14 protein-coding genes are annotated in these 18,387 nt (G+C 63.1%); 11 read left to right on the top strand and 3 right to left on the bottom strand.

Going from position 1 to position 18,387, the window contains the following annotated elements; all coding sequences use genetic code 11:
* Positions 1–84: 84 nt before the first annotated feature.
* Complete coding sequence (locus ACYVRZ_RS01300) at positions 85–2,013, bottom strand: acyltransferase family protein (RefSeq protein ID WP_461224120.1); 1,929 nt, start codon at positions 2,011–2,013, stop codon at positions 85–87.
* Positions 1,976–2,368 carry a hypothetical protein gene (locus tag ACYVRZ_RS01295; RefSeq protein ID WP_461224118.1) on the bottom strand — a complete coding sequence of 131 codons (393 nt, stop codon included), beginning with the start codon at positions 2,366–2,368 and terminating at the stop codon, positions 1,976–1,978. The genes ACYVRZ_RS01300 and ACYVRZ_RS01295 overlap by 38 nt, the downstream gene beginning before the upstream one ends.
* Positions 2,369–2,611: 243 nt before the next feature.
* On the opposite strand from ACYVRZ_RS01295, the gene obgE reads away from it, so the two are divergent.
* The 10 genes from obgE to ACYVRZ_RS01245 all read left to right on the top strand — a co-directional run bounded on the left by obgE (position 2,612) and on the right by ACYVRZ_RS01245 (position 14,660).
* A complete protein-coding gene (gene obgE, locus ACYVRZ_RS01290; RefSeq protein WP_461224116.1) occupies positions 2,612–3,901 on the top strand; it encodes a GTPase ObgE in 1,290 nt (429 codons plus the stop codon).
* Positions 3,902–3,928: 27 nt separating this feature from the next.
* Positions 3,929–5,926: an acyltransferase family protein gene (locus ACYVRZ_RS01285; protein WP_461224114.1), complete on the top strand. Its 1,998-nt coding sequence runs from the start codon at positions 3,929–3,931 to the stop codon at positions 5,924–5,926.
* A 119-nt stretch (positions 5,927–6,045) separates the two neighbouring features.
* Positions 6,046–6,981, top strand: coding sequence for a ribonuclease Z (gene rnz / locus ACYVRZ_RS01280; RefSeq protein WP_461224112.1), 936 nt, complete (start codon positions 6,046–6,048; stop codon positions 6,979–6,981).
* Between the two features lies 1 nt (position 6,982).
* Positions 6,983–7,771: an SDR family NAD(P)-dependent oxidoreductase gene (locus ACYVRZ_RS01275; protein WP_461224110.1), complete on the top strand. Its 789-nt coding sequence runs from the start codon at positions 6,983–6,985 to the stop codon at positions 7,769–7,771.
* 9 nt (positions 7,772–7,780) lie between these two features.
* Entirely contained in the window at positions 7,781–8,158 is a 378-nt protein-coding gene (locus tag ACYVRZ_RS01270; protein WP_461224108.1) for a LapA family protein, read from the top strand.
* 342 nt (positions 8,159–8,500) lie between these two features.
* Positions 8,501–11,098: an ATP-dependent chaperone ClpB gene (gene clpB, locus ACYVRZ_RS01265; RefSeq protein ID WP_461224106.1), complete on the top strand. Its 2,598-nt coding sequence runs from the start codon at positions 8,501–8,503 to the stop codon at positions 11,096–11,098.
* Between the two features lie 218 nt (positions 11,099–11,316).
* Complete coding sequence (gene rpmF / locus ACYVRZ_RS01260; protein ID WP_225047309.1) at positions 11,317–11,505, top strand: 50S ribosomal protein L32; 189 nt, start codon at positions 11,317–11,319, stop codon at positions 11,503–11,505.
* A 115-nt stretch (positions 11,506–11,620) separates the two neighbouring features.
* On the top strand, positions 11,621–12,172 hold the full coding sequence (locus ACYVRZ_RS01255) for a DUF1836 domain-containing protein (protein WP_262314555.1): 552 nt from the start codon (positions 11,621–11,623) through the stop codon (positions 12,170–12,172).
* Between the two features lies 1 nt (position 12,173).
* Positions 12,174–13,721: a bifunctional metallophosphatase/5'-nucleotidase gene (locus ACYVRZ_RS01250; protein WP_461224104.1), complete on the top strand. Its 1,548-nt coding sequence runs from the start codon at positions 12,174–12,176 to the stop codon at positions 13,719–13,721.
* Positions 13,722–13,805: 84 nt separating this feature from the next.
* On the top strand, positions 13,806–14,660 hold the full coding sequence (locus ACYVRZ_RS01245) for a hypothetical protein (protein ID WP_461224102.1): 855 nt from the start codon (positions 13,806–13,808) through the stop codon (positions 14,658–14,660).
* A 78-nt stretch (positions 14,661–14,738) separates the two neighbouring features.
* On the opposite strand, the gene ACYVRZ_RS01240 is transcribed toward ACYVRZ_RS01245, so the two are convergent.
* Positions 14,739–14,936 (bottom strand): YjzD family protein, encoded by a 198-nt coding sequence (locus tag ACYVRZ_RS01240; RefSeq protein ID WP_262314558.1) that lies wholly within the window; start codon positions 14,934–14,936, stop codon positions 14,739–14,741.
* Positions 14,937–15,056: 120 nt separating this feature from the next.
* Between ACYVRZ_RS01240 and ACYVRZ_RS01235 the strand changes: the two genes are divergently transcribed.
* On the top strand, positions 15,057–18,353 hold the full coding sequence (locus tag ACYVRZ_RS01235) for a DNA polymerase III subunit alpha (RefSeq protein ID WP_461224100.1): 3,297 nt from the start codon (positions 15,057–15,059) through the stop codon (positions 18,351–18,353).
* Positions 18,354–18,387: the final 34 nt, after the last annotated feature.

Raw genomic sequence — 18,387 nt, 5'->3', positions numbered from 1 at the left:
TCAGAACCCGTCATCGCCGCGCAGCCGTCCGGTCGCGGTGCGACCACGCAAAAAGGCAGCCACGGGGGCTGCCTCGGTCGTGCGTCAGGGTTTGGCCGGCTGCTTGGCCGCCTGAATCAGGGTCGTGTTCACCAGCTGGGCGTAAAGGATGTCGCCTTGGCGCCGCCCGGCGAAGTGAACGCCATCGGTGCCGGCGAACAGCTCCGGGTGCTTGCCGGCGACCTGCTCCCAGTCGGCGATGGTGATCCAGTCGTACTTGGCCGGCAGCTTGCGCTCGAGCTCGCCGACCTTGGTGGAATTCCAGGTCGGGCCGGCCTCGCGGTTGTACGGCGTCATGAAAATCAGCTTGTGCCCCGGGGCGAGGTCCTTGATCACCTTGGCAATCTGGGTGGCGTAATCGTCCAAGGCGTTGGTGCCGATGCAGATCACGACGAACTCGCGCAGCGCATTGGCCTTTTGTTGCGCCATCATCACCGCGTAGGCCAGGTTCATCGTGCGATCGCCGGCCGCGTCGATGCTGGCCCCTGCGACATGGGCCCCGAGGTACTCGCGGGTCCCCAAGGTCACCGAGTCTCCGATGATCGAGACGCCTGCCGGGATGTTGTTTTGGGCGGCCTGGCTGTGGTGGTTGTAGGCGCGGTAGTCGGTGACGGTCGGCTTGACCGGCGTCGCCGGCGCCGCCTTGGGCTTGGGGGCGCTGACGGCCAGAATCTGGGCCTTGGCGTCGGCCAGCTGATCGCGGTCCTGGTACAGACTACCCACCCACAGGCTTTGCTCAAGCTGGGAGCGAACCGGCGCCAACCGCACGGTGGTCACGGCCACACCAGCTAGCGCCAGGGCCAACGCCCCGATCGGCAGGCCCAAGTAGCGACCGGGAAGTCGAATCGGGCCGAGCTTGGCCGGGCGGCCGGCGAGCACGGGCTCGACCACGTAATAGGAAAGGCTAGAAAACACCAGCCCCAAGCCGACGGTCAAAAGCGCGGCTTGCCAGGTCGGCAGCAGGCGGGAGAAGACCACGAAGAGCGGCCAGTGGTAGAGGTACATGCTGTACGAGGTGTCAGCCAAAAACGTGACTAGCCAAGGCTCGCGGTGGCCGGCGAGCGCCTCGTGCAAGAGCCTGGCGCCGACGATCATCAAGACCGCCAGCCCGGCGGCCAAGAGCATGCCGTATTGGTAGGTGCCAAGCGCGTCAAAGCGCAGCCAAAGCCCAAGCGCAAGCAGGCCTAAGGCGCCGACCAGCATCATGAAGGCGGCCGGCACGGCGTGAATGCGCCGCCCCCAGGCCTCGAACCAGTAGGGGCGGTTGGCGATGCCGGTCAGGGTGGCAAGCATCGCCCCGACGAAGAACGGAAAGGCGTGGGTCAGGCTTGAGAAATAGACCGGCGAGTACTCGCTCAGCCCCTGGGCCCGAAGGTTCATCAGCACCGCGCTGGCGCCACCGAAGGCCAGGGCGAACAGCGCCAGGCCCATGCGCAGCGACACGGTCATCGCGCTGGGCCGGCCGCCGATGCGGCGAATGAAGCGGGTGAGCAGGAAGACGAAGGCGCCCCACACCAGGTAAAAATGCATCTCGACGGCCAACGACCAGGTGTGGATGAACAGGTGGGGAATGAACTTGGTCTCGTAGCTGCCGCCGGTCGCAATTTCAAAGTAATTGGTGACAAAACCTAAGGCGGCGGCCACCTGCCGACCCAGGCCCGTGATGACGTCCGGGCTGACCAAGGCGGTGAAGGGAATCACCACCAGCACCGCAAGCACCAGGGGCGGCACAATCCGGTAGAAGCGGCGTCGGTAAAAGCCCAGCAGGTCGAAGGCCTGGCTGCTGGCGAATTCGTCGATCATCAGGCTGGTGATCAGAAAACCCGAGAAGGTGAAGAACACGTCAACGCCGATGAAGCCGCCGGCCAGGGCGTGGGGGAAGAAATGGTAGGTGAGCACCAGCAGCAGCCCGGTGATGCGAACCAGGCTGAACCAGTTAATCCGAAGGTGCTTGTGTGCGTGTGAATTGACCATTCTTGAACGTCCCCCGATAGGTGTGTTGTGCGGTTGTCAGGCTGCCGGTGCCGGTCACCTGACCGGCCTTGAAGTGGCCGACGAAGCGCCAGCCGGCGTGTGAGGTGAAGCGGCCGCGACCGTCGAAGCGCCCGGCCTTGAAGTGGCCGACGTAGCGGTCGCCGTTTTGAAAGCGCAGGGTGCCTCGGCCCGAGAACTGCCCCTTCAAGACGCGGCCGTCGTAGGTGATGCGCCCGGCGTCGAGGCGGTAGTGGGCGGTCGTTGCGGTTTGCGGCGAAAGCGCCAGCCAAGCAAAGACGCAGATGGTTAGCATGGTGATGATTTCCCAAAAATAGCGCAGGCGGTGATTGCTCATGGTGTCTCCTTCGGTGGCTCAAACAAAGCGTCATGCTAAATCATAAGCTAATCCCGCGGCGAGCAAAAGGGCAAAATGACATTGCACCGGATTAAAACGCTTTCTAGAGCGAACGCTACGACCGGAGCCGATTCCGCGGCACGGCCGGGCAAAAATTGTTATAATGAGAGCGGCGTTTGCATTGCGGTTTTCAGCGCAAATCAATATAATAGGTAGATTACGTTACAAAGGCAGGAGGACATTATGTTTGTCGATCAAGTCACAGTAGAGGTGCAAGCCGGCAAGGGCGGCGACGGAATGGTCGCGTTCCGGCATGAAAAATTCGTTCCGTTCGGCGGCCCGGCCGGTGGCGACGGCGGCAAGGGCGGCTCCATCATTTTTTACGTCGACCCGGGGCTTCGGACCCTGATGGACTTTCGCTACCAGCGCCACTTCAAGGCCAAGGCCGGCGGCAACGGGCAGGGCAAGCAGATGTACGGCCGCGGTGCCGAAGACGTGCGACTCGCGGTGCCAGCCGGGACCACCGTGTTTGACGCCGACACCCACGAGCAGGTCGGCGACCTGACCGAACCCGGTGCCACCCTGGTGGTGGCTCGTGGCGGCCGCGGCGGTCGCGGCAACATGCACTTCGTCTCCCCGAAAAACACCGCGCCTGAAATCGCGGAGAACGGCGAGCCAGGTCAGCACCGCTTCGTCACGCTGGAGCTCAAGGTGCTGGCCGACGTCGGCCTGGTTGGCTTCCCGTCTGTCGGCAAGTCGACGCTGTTGTCGGTGGTCACCAAGGCCAAGCCCAAAATTGCGGCCTATCAGTTCACAACCCTGGTCCCGAACCTCGGCATGGTGCAGCTGCCAGACGGCTCGGACTTCGTCATGGCGGATCTGCCCGGGCTGATTGAAGGCGCCAGCACCGGCGTGGGGCTTGGGTTCCAGTTCCTGCGCCACGTCGAACGCACCCGCGTGATTTTGCACCTGGTCGAGATGGATCCGGACAACGGGCGCGACCCGCTGACCGATTACCACCAGATCAGAAGCGAGCTTGAGACCTACGACGACACCATTTTGAGCCGGCCGCAGCTGGTGGTCGCCACCAAGATGGACGTGCCGGGCGCCGCCGAGCGCTTCGCCGCATTCAAGGCGGCGCTGATCGCAGAAGGGGTGCAACCGGCGCAGATTTACGCGATTTCAAGCATCACCCACGACGGCGTGGCCGCCTTGATGCAAGACACCGCGGCGGCCTTGGCCACCGCGCCGGTCTTCACCCCGAAGTCCCGGGCCCTGGCCAACGCGACTTACCAGTTCGCCCCTAAGTCAACCGAGCTTGAGGTCACCCGCGATGCGGATGGCACCTTCATCCTCAGCGGCGAGAAGGTCGAGCGGCTGTTCAAGATGGCCAACCTGGACCACGACGACGGCGCGATTCGCTTCGCCCGTCAGCTGCGCAGCATCGGCGTCGACGACGCGCTGCGGGAGGCCGGCGCCCAAACCGGCGACCTGGTGGCCATCGACGACTTCACCTTCGAATTCGTCGAATAGTTGGGACAAGGAGTGGGAGGCGACCACATGGCGAAGGCAAAACATCGCTACATTGGGGGATTCGACGGGCTGCGGACGATCGGGGTGATCGGCGTCATCTTGTATCACCTGCGGCCCGAGCTGTTTCGCGGTGGGTACCTGGGGGTGCTCATCTTCCTGGCGATTTCCGGTTACCTGATCACCGACGGCTTCATTCGCCACAACGACGCTGGTGAGGGGCTGGCGCTGCCGAGTTTTTGGGCCCGTCGCGCCAAGCGGCTGTACCCGGCGCTGGTCGCGGTGCTGTTCGGCACCGGGGCGTGGATGGTGCTGTTTTCCCGGGATCTGCTGCTGAATTTTCACAAAATCGTGCTGGCCAACCTGACCTTCACCTACAACTGGTGGCAGATTTTCAACGGCCAGTCGTACTTCGCGCGGTTCGCCAACAACGAGTCGCCGTTCACGCACCTGTGGACGCTGTCGATCGAGGGCCAGTTCTACCTGCTGTGGCCACTGGCGTTTCTGCTTTTGATCAAGCTGGTGAAAAAGCCCGAGCGGCGCTTCCAGATCACGCTGGGCATCGCGGCCTTGAGCGGGGTGTGGATGGCCATTCTGGCGCTGCTGCACCCGACTGGCGATCCCAGCCGGCTGTATTACGGCTCCGACACCCGGCTGTTCGGCCTGATGCTCGGCGCGGCCCTGGCCTTCGTTTGGCCCTCGACCCGCCTGGCGCGGCACCTCAACCGCCGCGCCGCGCTGGCGCTTGACCTGATCGGGACCGCGGCGGCGGCCGTAATGGTCTGGGGGATGCTCAGCCTGGACGCGGATGGCCGCACGCTTTACCTCGGCGGGATGTTCGGCTTCACCTTGGCGACGGTGCTGTTAATCGCGGTGGTCGCCTCGCCGGCCACCCTCTGGGGGCGGCTGTTGAGCAACCCGGTGTTTCACTGGGTCGGCTCGCGCAGCTACGGCATCTACCTGTACCAGTTTCCCGTGATGATTTTTTGGGAAAATGGCTTCAGGAACATCGCCGACCACCCGGTGCTGTACCCGGTGCTTGAGGTGCTGCTGATTCTGGTCATCTCGGAGCTCTCGTACCGCTTCATCGAGCAGCCGCTGGCGCATCTGGACTACCGCCACCTGTGGGGCAGCATCAAGGCGCTGGTCAACCCCAAGGTGGCGCTGCGCCGCACCCGCATTGTTTGCGGCGTGGCCGCGCTGATTCTGGCGCTTGGCACCGTCGGGTTGATCATGGCGCCTGGGGTCAAGGACACGGCCAACGAATCGGCGGTGGCCAAGAAGCTGCGGGCCAACGCAACCGACAAGGCCCAACAGCAAAAGGAGCTGGCCGAGGCCCGCAAGCGCGTGGCAGCCGCGAAAAAGGCGGCCAGCGACAAAAAAGCCTCAAGCAGCAGCAAGGCCTCAAGCAGCAGTCAGTCCACCAGCAGCAAGGCTTCAAGCAGCAGCAAGGCTTCAAGCAACCAGGCGCCGGCCAAGCCCGGCGTCAACGGCGACTTCGTCAAGTACGGCATCAGCCAAGATGCGTTGACCAAGGCGCAGAGCGTCACGCTGACGGCGGTCGGGGACTCGGTGATGCTTGACGCCAAGCCGACGCTGCAAAAGCTGATGCCTAAGTCCTTCATCGACGCCAGCGTGTCCCGCCAGCTGTACAAGAGCGTGGACATCGTCAAGCAATACGCCCAAAGCGGTGCGTTGGCCAACACGGTGGTGATCGGGCTTGGCACCAACGGCCCGTTCACCACCGCCCAGATGGGGGAGATGATGGCGGCCATCGGCAGCCAGCGCCAGGTGTTTTGGATCAACGTTCACGTGCCGACCAGGCCGTGGCAAAACACGGTCAACGCGACCCTGCAGGCCGCGACCAAGCGCTACGCGAACCTGACCGTCATCGACTGGCAGCGCTACTGCAAAGACCACCGCAGCTGGTTTTACAACGACCTGGTTCACCCGAACCCCGAAGGCGCCAAGTACTACGTCGCCTTTGTGACCAAGGAAATCATGGCGCATCTGAAAACAACCGACTGAGGCTCGGAAGCGAGGCGCGACAGCGCCTCGCTTCTTTGCGCAGGGCTGCGCAATCCCGCGGTTGTTTGTGGTAAACTAATGAGTAGTTCGCACCGCGGTGCATAGATAGGAAGAAGTCAATGGAACTATTATTCTTAGGAACCGGGGCAGGTTCGCCCTCCAAGACCCGCAACGTGTCGAGTCTGGCCCTCAAGCTTTTGGACGAGCGCAACGAGGTCTGGCTGTTTGACTGCGGGGAGGGAACCCAGCACCAGATTCTGAAAACCAACATTCGGCCGCGCAAGGTGACCAAGATCTTCATCACCCACCTGCACGGCGACCACATTTTCGGCCTGCCAGGCTTTTTGGCCAGCCGGGCCAACCAAGGCGGTGAGGAACCGCTGACCATTTACGGCCCCGCCGGCATCGAGCGGTTCGTTCGCACCAGCCTCCAGGTCACCCAGACCAGGCTGCCGTACAAGTTGAACTTCGTGCTGCTGGAAACGCCGGGACCGATTCTCGAGGACGCGACCTTCCGGGTCAGCTTCGCCGCCCTCAGCCACCGGGTGGCGAGCTTCGGCTTTCGGGTCGAGGAGTTGCCGCATCCCGGCGAGCTGCTGATCGACAAGGTGCGAGCGGCCGGCATTCCCAACGGCCCGCTTTACGGCAAGCTCAAGGCGGGACAAACCGTCACGTTGCCGGACGGCCGCACCTTTGCCGGCACCGACTTCATCGGCCCCGCCCAGCCTGGCCGCACCGTCGCGATTTTCGGTGACACGCGCATGACCCAGGCGACGGTGGCACTGGCCAAGGGTGCCACCGTGATGGTCCACGAGGCGACCTTTGGCCCGGATGAGAGCCAGCTGGCGCGGCAGTACTACCACACCACCAACCTGCAGGCCGCCAAAATGGCCAAGGCCGCCGGCGTCGGGCGCCTGCTTTTGAACCACATTTCCGCTAGGTACGTCGGCCAGGCCGCCCAGCAGCTTCAAAAAACCGCGCAGCGCGTCTTTTTGCAGACCCATGTCGTTCGCGACCTGGAGACCATTGACATCCCCTTTGAAAAGGAGTCTTGACATGTTCAGCTTGTTGAATCAGATCGTCGTCGTCACCGGCGGCTCCAGCGGCCTGGGTCGCGCCATCGGGCTCGCCGCCGCTAAGCGCGGCGCCACCGTGGTGTTCCTCGCCCGGCGGCGCGACCGGCTGGTGGCGGCCCAGGCCCAGGCCACCGCGCTGTCCGGCCAGCCGGCCTACGCCTACGTCTGCGACGTGGCCGACCCGGTCAGCATCGAGGCCGTGGTCAACCGCATCGCCCGGGAGGTGGGGCCGGTTGACGTGCTGGTGAACGCCGCGGGGTTCGGGCACTTCGAGGACGCCTTGGCGACGGACATGGGGTTGGTCGAGCACATGATGCGCGTCAACGTGCTGGGCACGATGTACATGACGCAGCTGATCGGGCGGGGGATGATCGAACGCCGCCGCGGCCACATCGTCAACATCGCCAGCATGGCCGGCAAAATGGCGACGCCGAAGTCCGCGGTGTACTCCGCCACGAAGTTTGCGGTGGTCGGCTACTCCAACGGGCTGCGCCTGGAGCTGCGGCCGTTCGGCGTTCGGGTGACCACCGTCTGCCCGGGGCCGATCGACACCGCGTTCTTCGACGTCGCCCAGGCCAACGCCTACCTAGCGAAGGTCAACTGGATCGTGCTGGATCCCGACCGGCTGGCCGCGCGAATCGTTCGGGCCTTCAACCATCCGGTTCGCGAGATTAACGCGCCGGCGGTGATGAGCCTGGCCGCCAACTTCTACACGCTTGCCCCGCACGTCGGCGATTGGCTGGCCGGCGGTTTATTCAACCGAAAGTAGGCGAATTGAATGAAAAATCAACAACGCTTAATCGTCGGACTGGTGATTGCCCTGATCGTGATCATCTTTGCCCTGCTGAACGGCCAGCCGGTGGCCGTCAACTTTTTCGGTGCCGCTTTCAAGTGGCCGCTGATCGTCGTGATCGTCGTGTCGCTTCTGCTCGGCGCCTTGGTCACGCTTCTGGTGTCGACCGCAAGCCTTGCCAAGACCAAAAAGGAAATGGCGGCGCTGACCAAAACCAACCAGGCGCTTGAGGCCGACGTGAAGGCCCAGGTGGCCGCAGCCACTAAGGACAAGGACGCGGAGATCGAGGACCTGCGGCGCCAGCTGGCCGCAGGCGTGGTTGCGTCAGACAGTGCCAATCGGCCGGCCCCAGGCACCAAGTAACGAAGGCCTGGATTGCTGTGAGAAAGCCCCGCATCGGCGGGGCTTTTTTGGCAGCGCGACCGCGGTGGTGGATCCAAAGCGGCGCGGTCCCACACGGACGGATGGAGCAGGCGGGGCTGACGCGTTGGCGGCCGCTTCGCGCCGGTGCCGCGCGTCAAGGCGACTGGCGGCTCCGCCCTGCGACCGATTTTTGCCGTCGAACTTGTTTTGACCTTTACTGACCAATGCCTTCTTGGTAAGATGTCCCTGTAGCGGCGACGCCCTTCAACCGCGTATCATGAAGGGGTAGCCCAGACAATCGGCGGCCACTGGCCGCGGTTGCGATGCCAAAGGAGGATGAACATGAATCCAGATAACTTAACCCAGGCCGTCAGTGAGGCGCTGGCCTCAGCCCAGCAGATTGCGGCGGTGCGGCACCACCAGGAAATCGATGTGGCCCACCTGATGAAGGCGCTGGTGCAGCCCAACGCGTTTGCCAGCACCTTGTTCAAAGACGCCGGGGTCAACCTCGACGGGCTGAACGCAGCGATCGACAAGGCCCTAGACGACCTGCCAGTGGTGGAAGGGGCGACCAGCTACGGTCAATCGCTCAGCTCGACCTTGTACCAGCTGCTGCAAGACGCCGGTAAGGTCCAAGAGAAGCTAGGCGACACCTACATCGCCACCGAGGCCGTGTTACTCGCGCTTTTTGACCAGCAGTACCTGCCGATCACCCAGTACCTGACGGAATCCGGGCTGACCGCCAAGAAGCTGACCGCCGCGGTGAACAAGGTTCGCGGCGGCGCGAAGGTCACCAGCAAAACCGCGGAGAACAATTACCAAAGCCTCAAAAAGTACGGCTCCGACCTGGTCAAAGAGGCGCGAACCGGCAAGATGGATCCGATCATCGGCCGCGACGAGGAGATTCGCAACGTCATTCGCATCCTGTCGCGCAAGACCAAGAACAACCCGGTGTTGATCGGTGAGCCCGGTGTCGGCAAAACGGCGATCGTCGAGGGGCTGGCCCAGCGCATCGTGCGTCAGGACGTGCCGGACAACCTGAAGAATAAGACCATCATCAGCCTGGACATGGGCAGCCTCTTGGCCGGTGCCAAGTACCGCGGTGAGTTCGAGGAGCGGCTCAAGGCCGTGCTCAAGGAGGTCAAAGCGTCTGAGGGGCAGATCATCTTGTTCATCGACGAGATTCACACCATCGTCGGCGCCGGCAAGGCCGAAGGCGCGATGGACGCCGGCAACCTGCTCAAGCCGATGCTGGCGCGAGGCGAGCTGCACTTGATCGGCGCGACCACGCTGGACGAGTACCGCGAAAACATCGAGAAAGACAAGGCGCTGGAGCGGCGCTTCCAGCGGGTACTGGTCCAGGAGCCGACGGTGGAAGACACCATTTCGATCCTGCGCGGTTTGAAGGAACGCTTCGAGATTTTCCACGGCGTCCGGATTCACGACTCGGCCTTGGTCGCCGCGGCAACCTTGTCCAACCGCTACATCACCGACCGGTTCCTGCCGGACAAGGCGATCGACCTGGTCGATGAGGCCAGTGCCAACATCAACGTGGAGATGAACTCCCGCCCGACGGAACTGGACGTGGCCGAAAGGCGCCAGATGCAGCTTGAAATCGAGGCTCAGGCCCTGAGCAAGGAAAGCGACGCGGCGTCTCAAAAGCGCCTGACCCAGCTGCAGGCGGAGCTGGCCGATCTCAAGGAGGAGACCAACAGGCTCAAGGCGCAATGGGCGGCGGAAAAGGCCGACATCACCGCCGTCAATGACAAGAAGGCGGAGATTGACAAGGCCAAGCACGAGCTGGAAGACGCCCAGGCCAAATACGACCTGGAGGCGGCCGCTCGGCTTCAGCATGGCACCATTCCGGCGCTTGAAAAGGAGCTCAAGGACATGGAGCAGGCCGACCGCCCCGACGAGTGGTTGGTTCAAGAATCCGTGACCGAGAACGAAATCGCCGCGGTGATCTCGCGGCAAACCGGTATTCCGGTGGCCAAGTTGGTCGAAGGCGACCGCGAGAAGCTGCTGCACCTGGCCGAGCACCTGCACCAGCGCGTGATCGGCCAAGACACCGCGGTCGCTGCGGTCGCCGACGCGGTGCTGCGCTCTCGGGCCGGGCTGCAGGACCCCAGCCGACCGCTGGGTAGCTTCATGTTCCTCGGCCCAACCGGGGTGGGGAAGACCGAGCTGGCCAAGGCACTGGCCGACGCCTTGTTCGACTCGGAAAAGCACATGGTTCGCATCGACATGTCCGAGTACATGGACAAGATCTCGGTGTCGCGCCTGGTCGGTGCGGCGCCGGGCTACGTCGGCTACGAGGAAGGCGGTCAGCTGACCGAGGCGGTGCGGCGTAACCCCTACACCATCGTGCTGCTGGATGAAATCGAAAAGGCCCACCCGGATGTCTTCAACATCCTGTTGCAGGTGCTGGACGACGGCCGGCTGACCGACAGCCAGGGCCGCACGGTGGACTTCAAAAACACCATCATCATCATGACCTCCAACCTCGGCTCCGAGCTGATGCTCGACGGTGCGGCCGATGCTGGCCACATCGAATCCGGGGTTCGCGACCAGGTGATGCAGCTGATTCGCGGCCACTTCAAGCCGGAATTCCTCAACCGCGTCGACGACATCGTGATGTTCGACCCGCTGACTTTGGCCGACGTCGAAAAAATTGCGGTCAAGGACCTCGCCCAGCTGGGCAGCCGCCTGGCGGCTCAAGACATCACGCTGGCTGTCACGCCGGCGGCCCAGGAGTGGCTGGCACATAAGGGCTACCAGCCAGCTTACGGGGCCCGGCCGCTGCAGCGGCTGATCACCACGGCCGTGGAAACGCCGCTGGCCCGGGAGCTGATTGCCGGCAAGGTGCTGCCGCAAAGCACGGTGACCGTCGGCGTCAAAGACGGGGCCCTGACCTTCACAAGTGACAAGGCTAGCGAGTAGGTGCCGGATTGGCCGGTGGTGATACCGGCAAAATCCCGTCAAACCGCGCCACGGCGAAAATTTGCTGTTAAGGTCTTGCCTTGACGGCCACTTTCTAGTAAGATAGGTGGTGCTGTGGTAGTCCGCTACCCAAGGCATCGGACAGGGATTTTGCCTTGCAATTTCTCAGATGTCCGGTATAGTAGAAAAGAAATCTAATACAAAGGGGTTTTCCGCTCATGGCAGTTCCAGCACGCAGAACTTCAAAAACCAAGAAGCGTATGCGCCGCGGTCACATCAAGTTGAATGTGCCTAACCTGCAATTCGACGCAACGACCGGCGAATACCGCGTTTCTCACCATGTTTCTCCAAAGGGCTTCTACAAAGGCGCCCAAGTGGTCAACAAGAAGTCAGACGCTAACGCGTAACCCAGATGGCTCTGTGCATGCACAGGGCTATTTGTTTGCGCCGAACACGTGGCACATCGTTTTCACAACCAGCTCTCGTGGTATACTGAGAGTATCAGGGCTCAAGGAGGTCACTATGCCAGAAGAGAAAAATTTTGCCGCGTACCTGAACCGGCTGCGCCAAGCCAGCCTGCCGCGCTGGGCCGACCTGCCGCAGTTCGACCTGTACATGGACCAAGTGGTGCAGTACGTCAACGACATCGTCACGCCGCTGGGGCTGGACGAGCTGACCGCGACGATGGTGAACAACTACGTCAAAAAAGGGGTGATCACCAGCCCCTTGAAGAAGAAGTACCACCGCGGCCAGCTGGCCAACATCCTGGTGATTGCGATGCTCAAGCCGGTGTTTGCGCTGGACACCATCGCCGCCGGCATCGACTACCAGCTGCAGGGGCGCGAGAAACAGCAGGCCTTTGACGCCTTCATCCTCGCGTTCATCGGCGCCGTGCAGCAGGTGAACTCCGATTTCACCGGCGAGGTCTTGATCAACAAGGTCAACCGCCAAGACACCACCAACGTCCAAAGCGCGATGGTCTACCTGGCCATCAACGCCGTGCTGCAAAAAATGCTGGTCGAGGCGATGACCGCGATGGTGACCCCGGCCCAACCCACAAAAAAGAAGGACTAACATGCAACTGACCATACTTTCAACCAGCGACACCCACGGCTTCATCACCCCGAGCAACTACGTGCAGCGCAACCTCGACCTGCCGTTCTCACTGAGCAAGGCCAAAACCGTGATCGACCGGCTCAAGGCCCAGGCCCAAGGCCACGTGTTGACCATCGAAAACGGCGACTTCGTGCAGGGATCACCCTTGGCCTACTACGCCGCGCGGGTGAAGGCCCAACCGGCGCTTGAAACGGCGGCTTACAACACGGTCGGCTACGACGCCGGGGTACTGGGCAACCACGAGTTCAACTACGGCCGCGACTACCTGGCCCAAGCGGTGGCGACACTTGACTACCCGATTCTTTGCGCCAACATTTTGGATCACGGCGAGCCGGCGTTCGGGCAGCCTTACCGGCTGTTCGAAAAGGCCGGTGTCAAGATCGCGGTGCTGGGGCTAACCACCAGCTACATTCCGCACTGGGAAGGGGCCGCCAACATTCACGACCTGACCTTCCACGACGCGGTGAGCGTGGCCAAGGCCTGGGTACCAAAACTGCGGGCGCTGGCGGACGTCGTGGTGATTGCCTACCACGGCGGGTTCGAGCGCGATCTTGAAACCGGCGAGCCGACCGAGCCCTTGACCGGCGAGAACGTCGGTTACGCGCTGACCCAGGTGCCCGGCGTCGACGCCTTGGTCACCGGTCACCAGCACCGCGAGCTGGCCGGAGTGGTCAACGGGGTGGCGACGACACAGCCCGGCTACCGCGGGGCGGATGTCGGCGTGATTACGCTGACGCTGGTTGCCAAGCCCGACGGCGGCTGGACGGTCACCGGTGGCCAAGCGAGTCTGGCGGCGACGGCTTCGGCCGCGGCCGACCCGGCGGTGTTGCACAGCGTCGCTTCCACCAGCGCGGCGGTTGAGGACTGGCTGGACGCGCCGCTTGGGCAAGTCCGCGGCGATATGACCATCACCGATCCCTTCGCGGCGCGGGTCCACGAGCATCCTTACATTGAGCTGATCAACCGGGTGCAGATGGCCGCCACCGGCACCGACATCGCCGGGACCGCCTTGTTCAACAACGAGGGCCGCGGTTTTGGCAGCCAAATCACCATGCGCGACGTGGTCACCAACTACATCTACCCGAACACCTTGGCGGTCGTCGCGCTGAGCGGCGCCGACCTCAAGGCGGCGCTTGAGCAAGACGCCGAGTACTTCAGCCTGGTCGATGGCAAGCTGGCGGTCACCGAGCGCTTCGCCTCGCCCAAGCCTCAGCACTACAACTACGACATGTACCACGGCGTCGACTACACGCTAGACATCACCAAGCCCGTCGGCAGTCGGGTCACCGAGCTGGCCTACCACGGCCAGCCGGTCACGCCAAGCCAGGTGCTTGAGGTGACGGTCAACCAGTACCGCGCGGCCGGCGGCGGGGACTTTGCGATGTTTGACGCCAGCAAGGTCGTGCGGGAGAACCAAAAGGACATGACTGAGCTAATCGCCGACTACCTGCGCGACCACCCGGTGATTGACGCGGTGGCCGATGGGAATTTCCGCGTGATCGGCTGATGTGACAGCCAGTCACTTTGCGGTTGTGTTTTGGGCCGCGACTTGTTACGGTAAGGACAACTCAATACCAAAGGATGGATCTCGATGACACATTTTTCCAAACTCGCAGTGCTCGGGGCCGCGGCGATGGCAACACTTGTGCTGGCCGGCTGCGGCAAAACGCTGACCACCACCAAAACCAGCTACAAGCAAAGCGGCATGGTGGCGGTGATCAAAGGGGAGGCCAAGGGGGCCAACACCGTGCGTTACAGCGGTTCGGTCAAGCCCGGCTCGGCCAAGGTTAACAGCGACGCCTTCGTGATTACCGTGCCGATGACGGCAAGTGAGCAAACCGTGACGCTGAAGGCCGGCGACCTGACCCACAAGGTGACGATTCACGCCGCCAAGGTGCTGGGTGACTACCAGAAGATTCAAAAGGCCTACAACCAGGCGGTGATCGCCACCGCCCTGCCCAAAGACATTCAAAAGCAGCTGAAGGCCGCCACCGACGCCAAGAAGACCGATGTGACCAAGCTCACGCCGACCCAGCAGGCGGCGGTGGAGACCCAGCGCCAAAACGTCGCGGCCGCGATGGCGCGAGCCAAGGTCGCGACCAAAGACGAGCAGCTACCGGCAAGCGTTGAGGGCCTCAAGCAGGTCCTCAAGGGCAACGGCGGTACGGTTCGCATGAACGTTCAAGACGGCCAGGTGCTGGGTATCACCGACATCGTGCCGCTCAAGGCGCTGAAGGACAAGGCGGCCCAAACCGCGTTTGGCACCCAGTTTGCGCTTTTGGCCAGCGCGACCGGGGCCGAGGCCAAGACGGTGTTGAGCAAGTTCAACCAGGCGACCAAGGACGCCGATGGCAGCGCGACGACCATCGCGACGATCACTTCCAACGGCGTCAAGTTCAACGTCGGTTTTTCGACCAGTGACCTGTACGTCTACATCACCAAGTAACGCAAAGACGGCGGTTGCCCGATGGGGGTAGCCGCCGTCTTTAGTCTGTCGACGCATGAAAAAGGCGCAACCGCTGGATTACGCCTTTTTGCTTTTGCTGGTTTCCGGATCGAAGTACGCCATGGTCGGTGGTAGCAGGAACAACAGGACTGCAAAAACCAAACCGACGATCAGGCTTGTCTTGGGATCAAAGGTGTTGCCGGCCAGCGCACTGACCAGGAAGCCGACGACCTCGCCGAGCAGGGCACCCCAGACGATGGTAACAAAATAGCGCATAGTCATCCCTCTTTTCTAAGTTATCTTAACACGTCGCCGCCAAAAAGCAACCGTCGCCCGGCACAAACCCCTGTTCGCGTTGCGCGGGTCGTTCGGGTATAATGGGCTTGAGGTGGCGAAATGATGTTCACGCACATACAAGTCCAAAGCAGCTTCACGCTGCTCAACGGGCCGCTCACGGTCAAGGAAATCGTGGCGACGGCCCAAGAACGCGGCTTCTCCGCCGTTGCGCTGACCGATGTCAACGTGATGTACGGGGTGGTCGATTTTTACCGTCAGGCCCAGGCGGCCAAGCTCAAGCCGCTGTTGGGGATGCGGCTTGAGCTGCCCGATGCTCAGGCGGTGCTGATTGCCGAGACGACGGCGGGGTACCACCAGCTGCTGCGGCTGTCCAGCGCTATCAAGCTGGCGCAGACGCCGCCGAACCTGGCCGCACTGCCTGACCTGACCGGCATCGCCGCCATCGTGTCCGGTGTCTACCTGCAAAGTGAGGCCTTCCAGGCGCTGAATCAGCCGGCCGCCGCGCTGTTTGCCGCGCTGGCGGCCAAGCGACCGGCCAGCCTGTACCTGGGGCTTGAGGCCGCCCAGCTTGACTCCGAACTGCCGGCCTTTGCCAAGGCCCATGACCTGCCGCTGCTGGCGCTGAGCCACGTCTGCTACAAGGACCCGGCCGACGCCTTCACGCAAAAGGTGATGCAGGCGATCGCCGCCGGCACCCAGCTGAACTTTCGTGACCCGACGCTGCAAGACGCCGGTGGCGACTGGCTGATGCCGCCGGCCATGGCGGCGGCGCCGTTCGAGGCGGCCGGGCAACAGCAGGCGCTGGCCAACCTGGCGGCCTTGGTGACCAGGGCCGAGGCGACCATTGCCTTTCGCGAGCCGCAGCTGCCGCACTACCCGGTGCCCAACGGCGAACCCGCGTCGACCTACCTCAGGCGGCTGGCCACCGCGGGGCTGGTCCGGCGCTTCCCCCAAGCCGCGGTCCCTGCCGCCTACCGCAAGCGGCTGGACTACGAGCTGGGCGTCATCTCCGAGATGGGCTTTGACGACTACTTCCTAGTGGTCTGGGACGTGATGAACCACGCGCATGAGGTTGGCATCATGACCGGCCCCGGGCGAGGGTCCGCGGCCGGGGCCCTGGTGGCTTACGCCTTGGCAATCACCGAGGTTGATCCCATCGAGTACAACCTGCTGTTCGAGCGCTTCTTGAACCCGGCTCGGGCCAACATGCCAGACATCGACCTGGACATTCCGGACAACCGGCGCGGCGAGCTGATTCGCTACGTACATGATCGCTACGGACAAGACCACATGGCGCAGATCATCACCTTCGGTACGTTTGGGGCCAAGCAGGCGCTGCGCGACGTCGCCCGGGTCTTTGGGCTCAGCCAGTTTGACGCCAACAAGTGGAGTGCGGCGATTCCCAACCAGTTTCACATCGACCTGAAGGCGGCCTACCAGCAGTCGCTGCCGCTGCGCAACCTGGTGGCCGATGCCGAACAAAACCGGCTGCTTTTCACCACCGCGCTGGCGCTTGAGGGGCTGCCGCGCCACGACTCGACCCACGCCGCCGGCATCGTGCTGGCCGAGGAGCCTTTGACCGACACCGTTGCCCTGCAAGACGGCGGCGACGGCATCGCCCAGACCCAGGTGCCGATGGGGGACGTCGAGGCCCTGGGGCTGCTCAAAATGGATTTTTTGGGGCTGCGCAACCTGACGCTTTTGGCCAACGCGGCGCGAACCATTCAAAAGCTCACCGGCAAGCCCTTCGACCCCAAGGCAATTCCGTTGGACGACCAAGAGACGCTGCACCTCTTCGCGCGTGGGGACACCTCCGGGGTGTTTCAGTTCGAGTCCAACGGCATTCGCGCGGTGCTGCGGCGGATGCGGCCCAGCCGCTTTGAGGACGTGATTGCGACCAACGCCTTGTACCGGCCGGGGCCGATGGAGCAGATCGACACCTACATCGCCAGGAAAAACGGGCAGCAGCCGATTACCTACCCGGCGGCCGCCTTGGCACCGATCCTAGAACCCACTTACGGCGTCTTGGTCTACCAGGAGCAGGTGATGCAGGTGGCCAGCGTCATGGGCGGCCTGTCGCTTGGCGAAGCCGACCTGCTGCGCCGGGCGATGTCCAAGAAGAAACAGGCGGTGATTGAGGCCGAACGGGTGAAGTTCATGGCCGGCGCCAAGGTAAAGGGCTACGAGGAAGACGTCGCCCGAACGGTTTACGCCTACATCGAGCGGTTCGCCCAGTACGGGTTCAATCGCTCGCACTCGGTCGCCTATTCCAAAATCGCCTTTTGGCTGGCCTACATCAAGGTGCATTACCCGACGGCCTTTTACGCCGCCTTGATGAACGCCAACCTCGCCAACACCGGCAAGCTGCGCCAGTACGTGCAGGAACTCAAGTCGCGCAAGGTCCCCGTCCTGGGCCCGGACATCAACCGCTCGGGCCGGGTGTTTCGGCTGGAAGGCGCCGGCTTGCGCTTTGGGCTGCTGTCGCTTCAAGGGGTGCGGCGCGACTTGGTCGATGCGATTCTTGACGCCCGTGGCGCCAAGCCCTTTGCCGACCTGCGCGACCTGATGCAGCGGCTGGACCCCAAGTGGCTGCGGCCGGAGACCTTCACGCCGTTCGTTGAGGCCGGGGCCTTCGATCGCTTCGATGACAACCGCGCCCAGGTTCAGGCCAATCTGGGGGAGCTGATCGACTCGGTTCGCCTGGCCGGCAACGACGTCGGCCTGTTCGCGGCGCTTGCGCCCAAGCTCGTGCAAGTACCGGAAATGCCGGCCACTGAGCGGCTGGACCAAGAGGCCGCCGTGCTCGGCGTTTACCTGTCCGGCCACCCGGTGGATCGCTACGTCAAGGCGCTTGCGCCCTTCGTGACGCTGAGCCAGGCGGCGACGCTTGAGGCAAACCAAAACGTTGCGGTGGTGCTGGTGGTGCGACGCATCAAGCGCATTCGCACCAAGAAGGGACAGGAAATGGCCTTCATCGATGGGCAAGACGGCAGTGGGACGCTGTCCGTGACCGTTTTTCCCAAGCTGTATCCGACCATCGCGACGCTTGAGGCCAATGCGGTGGTGTTGGTGAAGGGGCGAACCGAGTCGCGCGACGGCATCGCGCTTTTGGCCAGCGCCATTGAACCGGCCGCGGCCGCGGTGGCGGCCACGCCGAGCCAGCGGCTGTTTTTGAGACTCGCGCCGACGCTTGACCAAGCGGCGAAACGCGCTTTGCTGAAAATGCTTTCATCCAGTCGCAGCCAGGTGCCGGTGATCACGGTGGCGGCGGCGACGCGCGACAGCGTGATGCTCGATCGGCGCTACTGGGTCACGCCGGATGCCGACCTGCTGGCCGGGCTTGAGCGGCTCATCGGTTCCGGCAACGCGGTGCTGCAAGACGTTAAACGTCACTAGGAAAAAACGGAAATTCTAGGGGCGAAGGCGGGAC

Source organism: Lacticaseibacillus suihuaensis (genome assembly GCF_054785075.1).
The sequence above is the reverse complement of the archived record's forward strand: the minus strand, read 5'-3'. Positions and strand labels throughout refer to the sequence as shown.

Bases quoted from the DNA above. Each gene is read 5' to 3' on its own strand.
- ACYVRZ_RS01270 (WP_461224108.1), top strand. From the start codon at position 7,781: ATGAAAAATCAACAACGCTTAATCGTCGGACTGGTGATTGCCCTGATC.
- ACYVRZ_RS01285 (WP_461224114.1), top strand. From the start codon at position 3,929: ATGGCGAAGGCAAAACATCGCTACATTGGGGGATTCGACGGGCTGCGG.
- rnz (WP_461224112.1), top strand. From the start codon at position 6,046: ATGGAACTATTATTCTTAGGAACCGGGGCAGGTTCGCCCTCCAAGACC.
- ACYVRZ_RS01235 (WP_461224100.1), top strand. From the start codon at position 15,057: ATGATGTTCACGCACATACAAGTCCAAAGCAGCTTCACGCTGCTCAAC.
- ACYVRZ_RS01300 (WP_461224120.1), bottom strand. From the start codon at position 2,013: ATGGTCAATTCACACGCACACAAGCACCTTCGGATTAACTGGTTCAGC.
- ACYVRZ_RS01240 (WP_262314558.1), bottom strand. From the start codon at position 14,936: ATGCGCTATTTTGTTACCATCGTCTGGGGTGCCCTGCTCGGCGAGGTC.
- ACYVRZ_RS01255 (WP_262314555.1), top strand. From the start codon at position 11,621: ATGCCAGAAGAGAAAAATTTTGCCGCGTACCTGAACCGGCTGCGCCAA.
- ACYVRZ_RS01295 (WP_461224118.1), bottom strand. From the start codon at position 2,368: ATGAGCAATCACCGCCTGCGCTATTTTTGGGAAATCATCACCATGCTA.
- rpmF (WP_225047309.1), top strand. From the start codon at position 11,317: ATGGCAGTTCCAGCACGCAGAACTTCAAAAACCAAGAAGCGTATGCGC.
- ACYVRZ_RS01250 (WP_461224104.1), top strand. From the start codon at position 12,174: ATGCAACTGACCATACTTTCAACCAGCGACACCCACGGCTTCATCACC.
- obgE (WP_461224116.1), top strand. From the start codon at position 2,612: ATGTTTGTCGATCAAGTCACAGTAGAGGTGCAAGCCGGCAAGGGCGGC.
- ACYVRZ_RS01245 (WP_461224102.1), top strand. From the start codon at position 13,806: ATGACACATTTTTCCAAACTCGCAGTGCTCGGGGCCGCGGCGATGGCA.
- ACYVRZ_RS01275 (WP_461224110.1), top strand. From the start codon at position 6,983: ATGTTCAGCTTGTTGAATCAGATCGTCGTCGTCACCGGCGGCTCCAGC.
- clpB (WP_461224106.1), top strand. From the start codon at position 8,501: ATGAATCCAGATAACTTAACCCAGGCCGTCAGTGAGGCGCTGGCCTCA.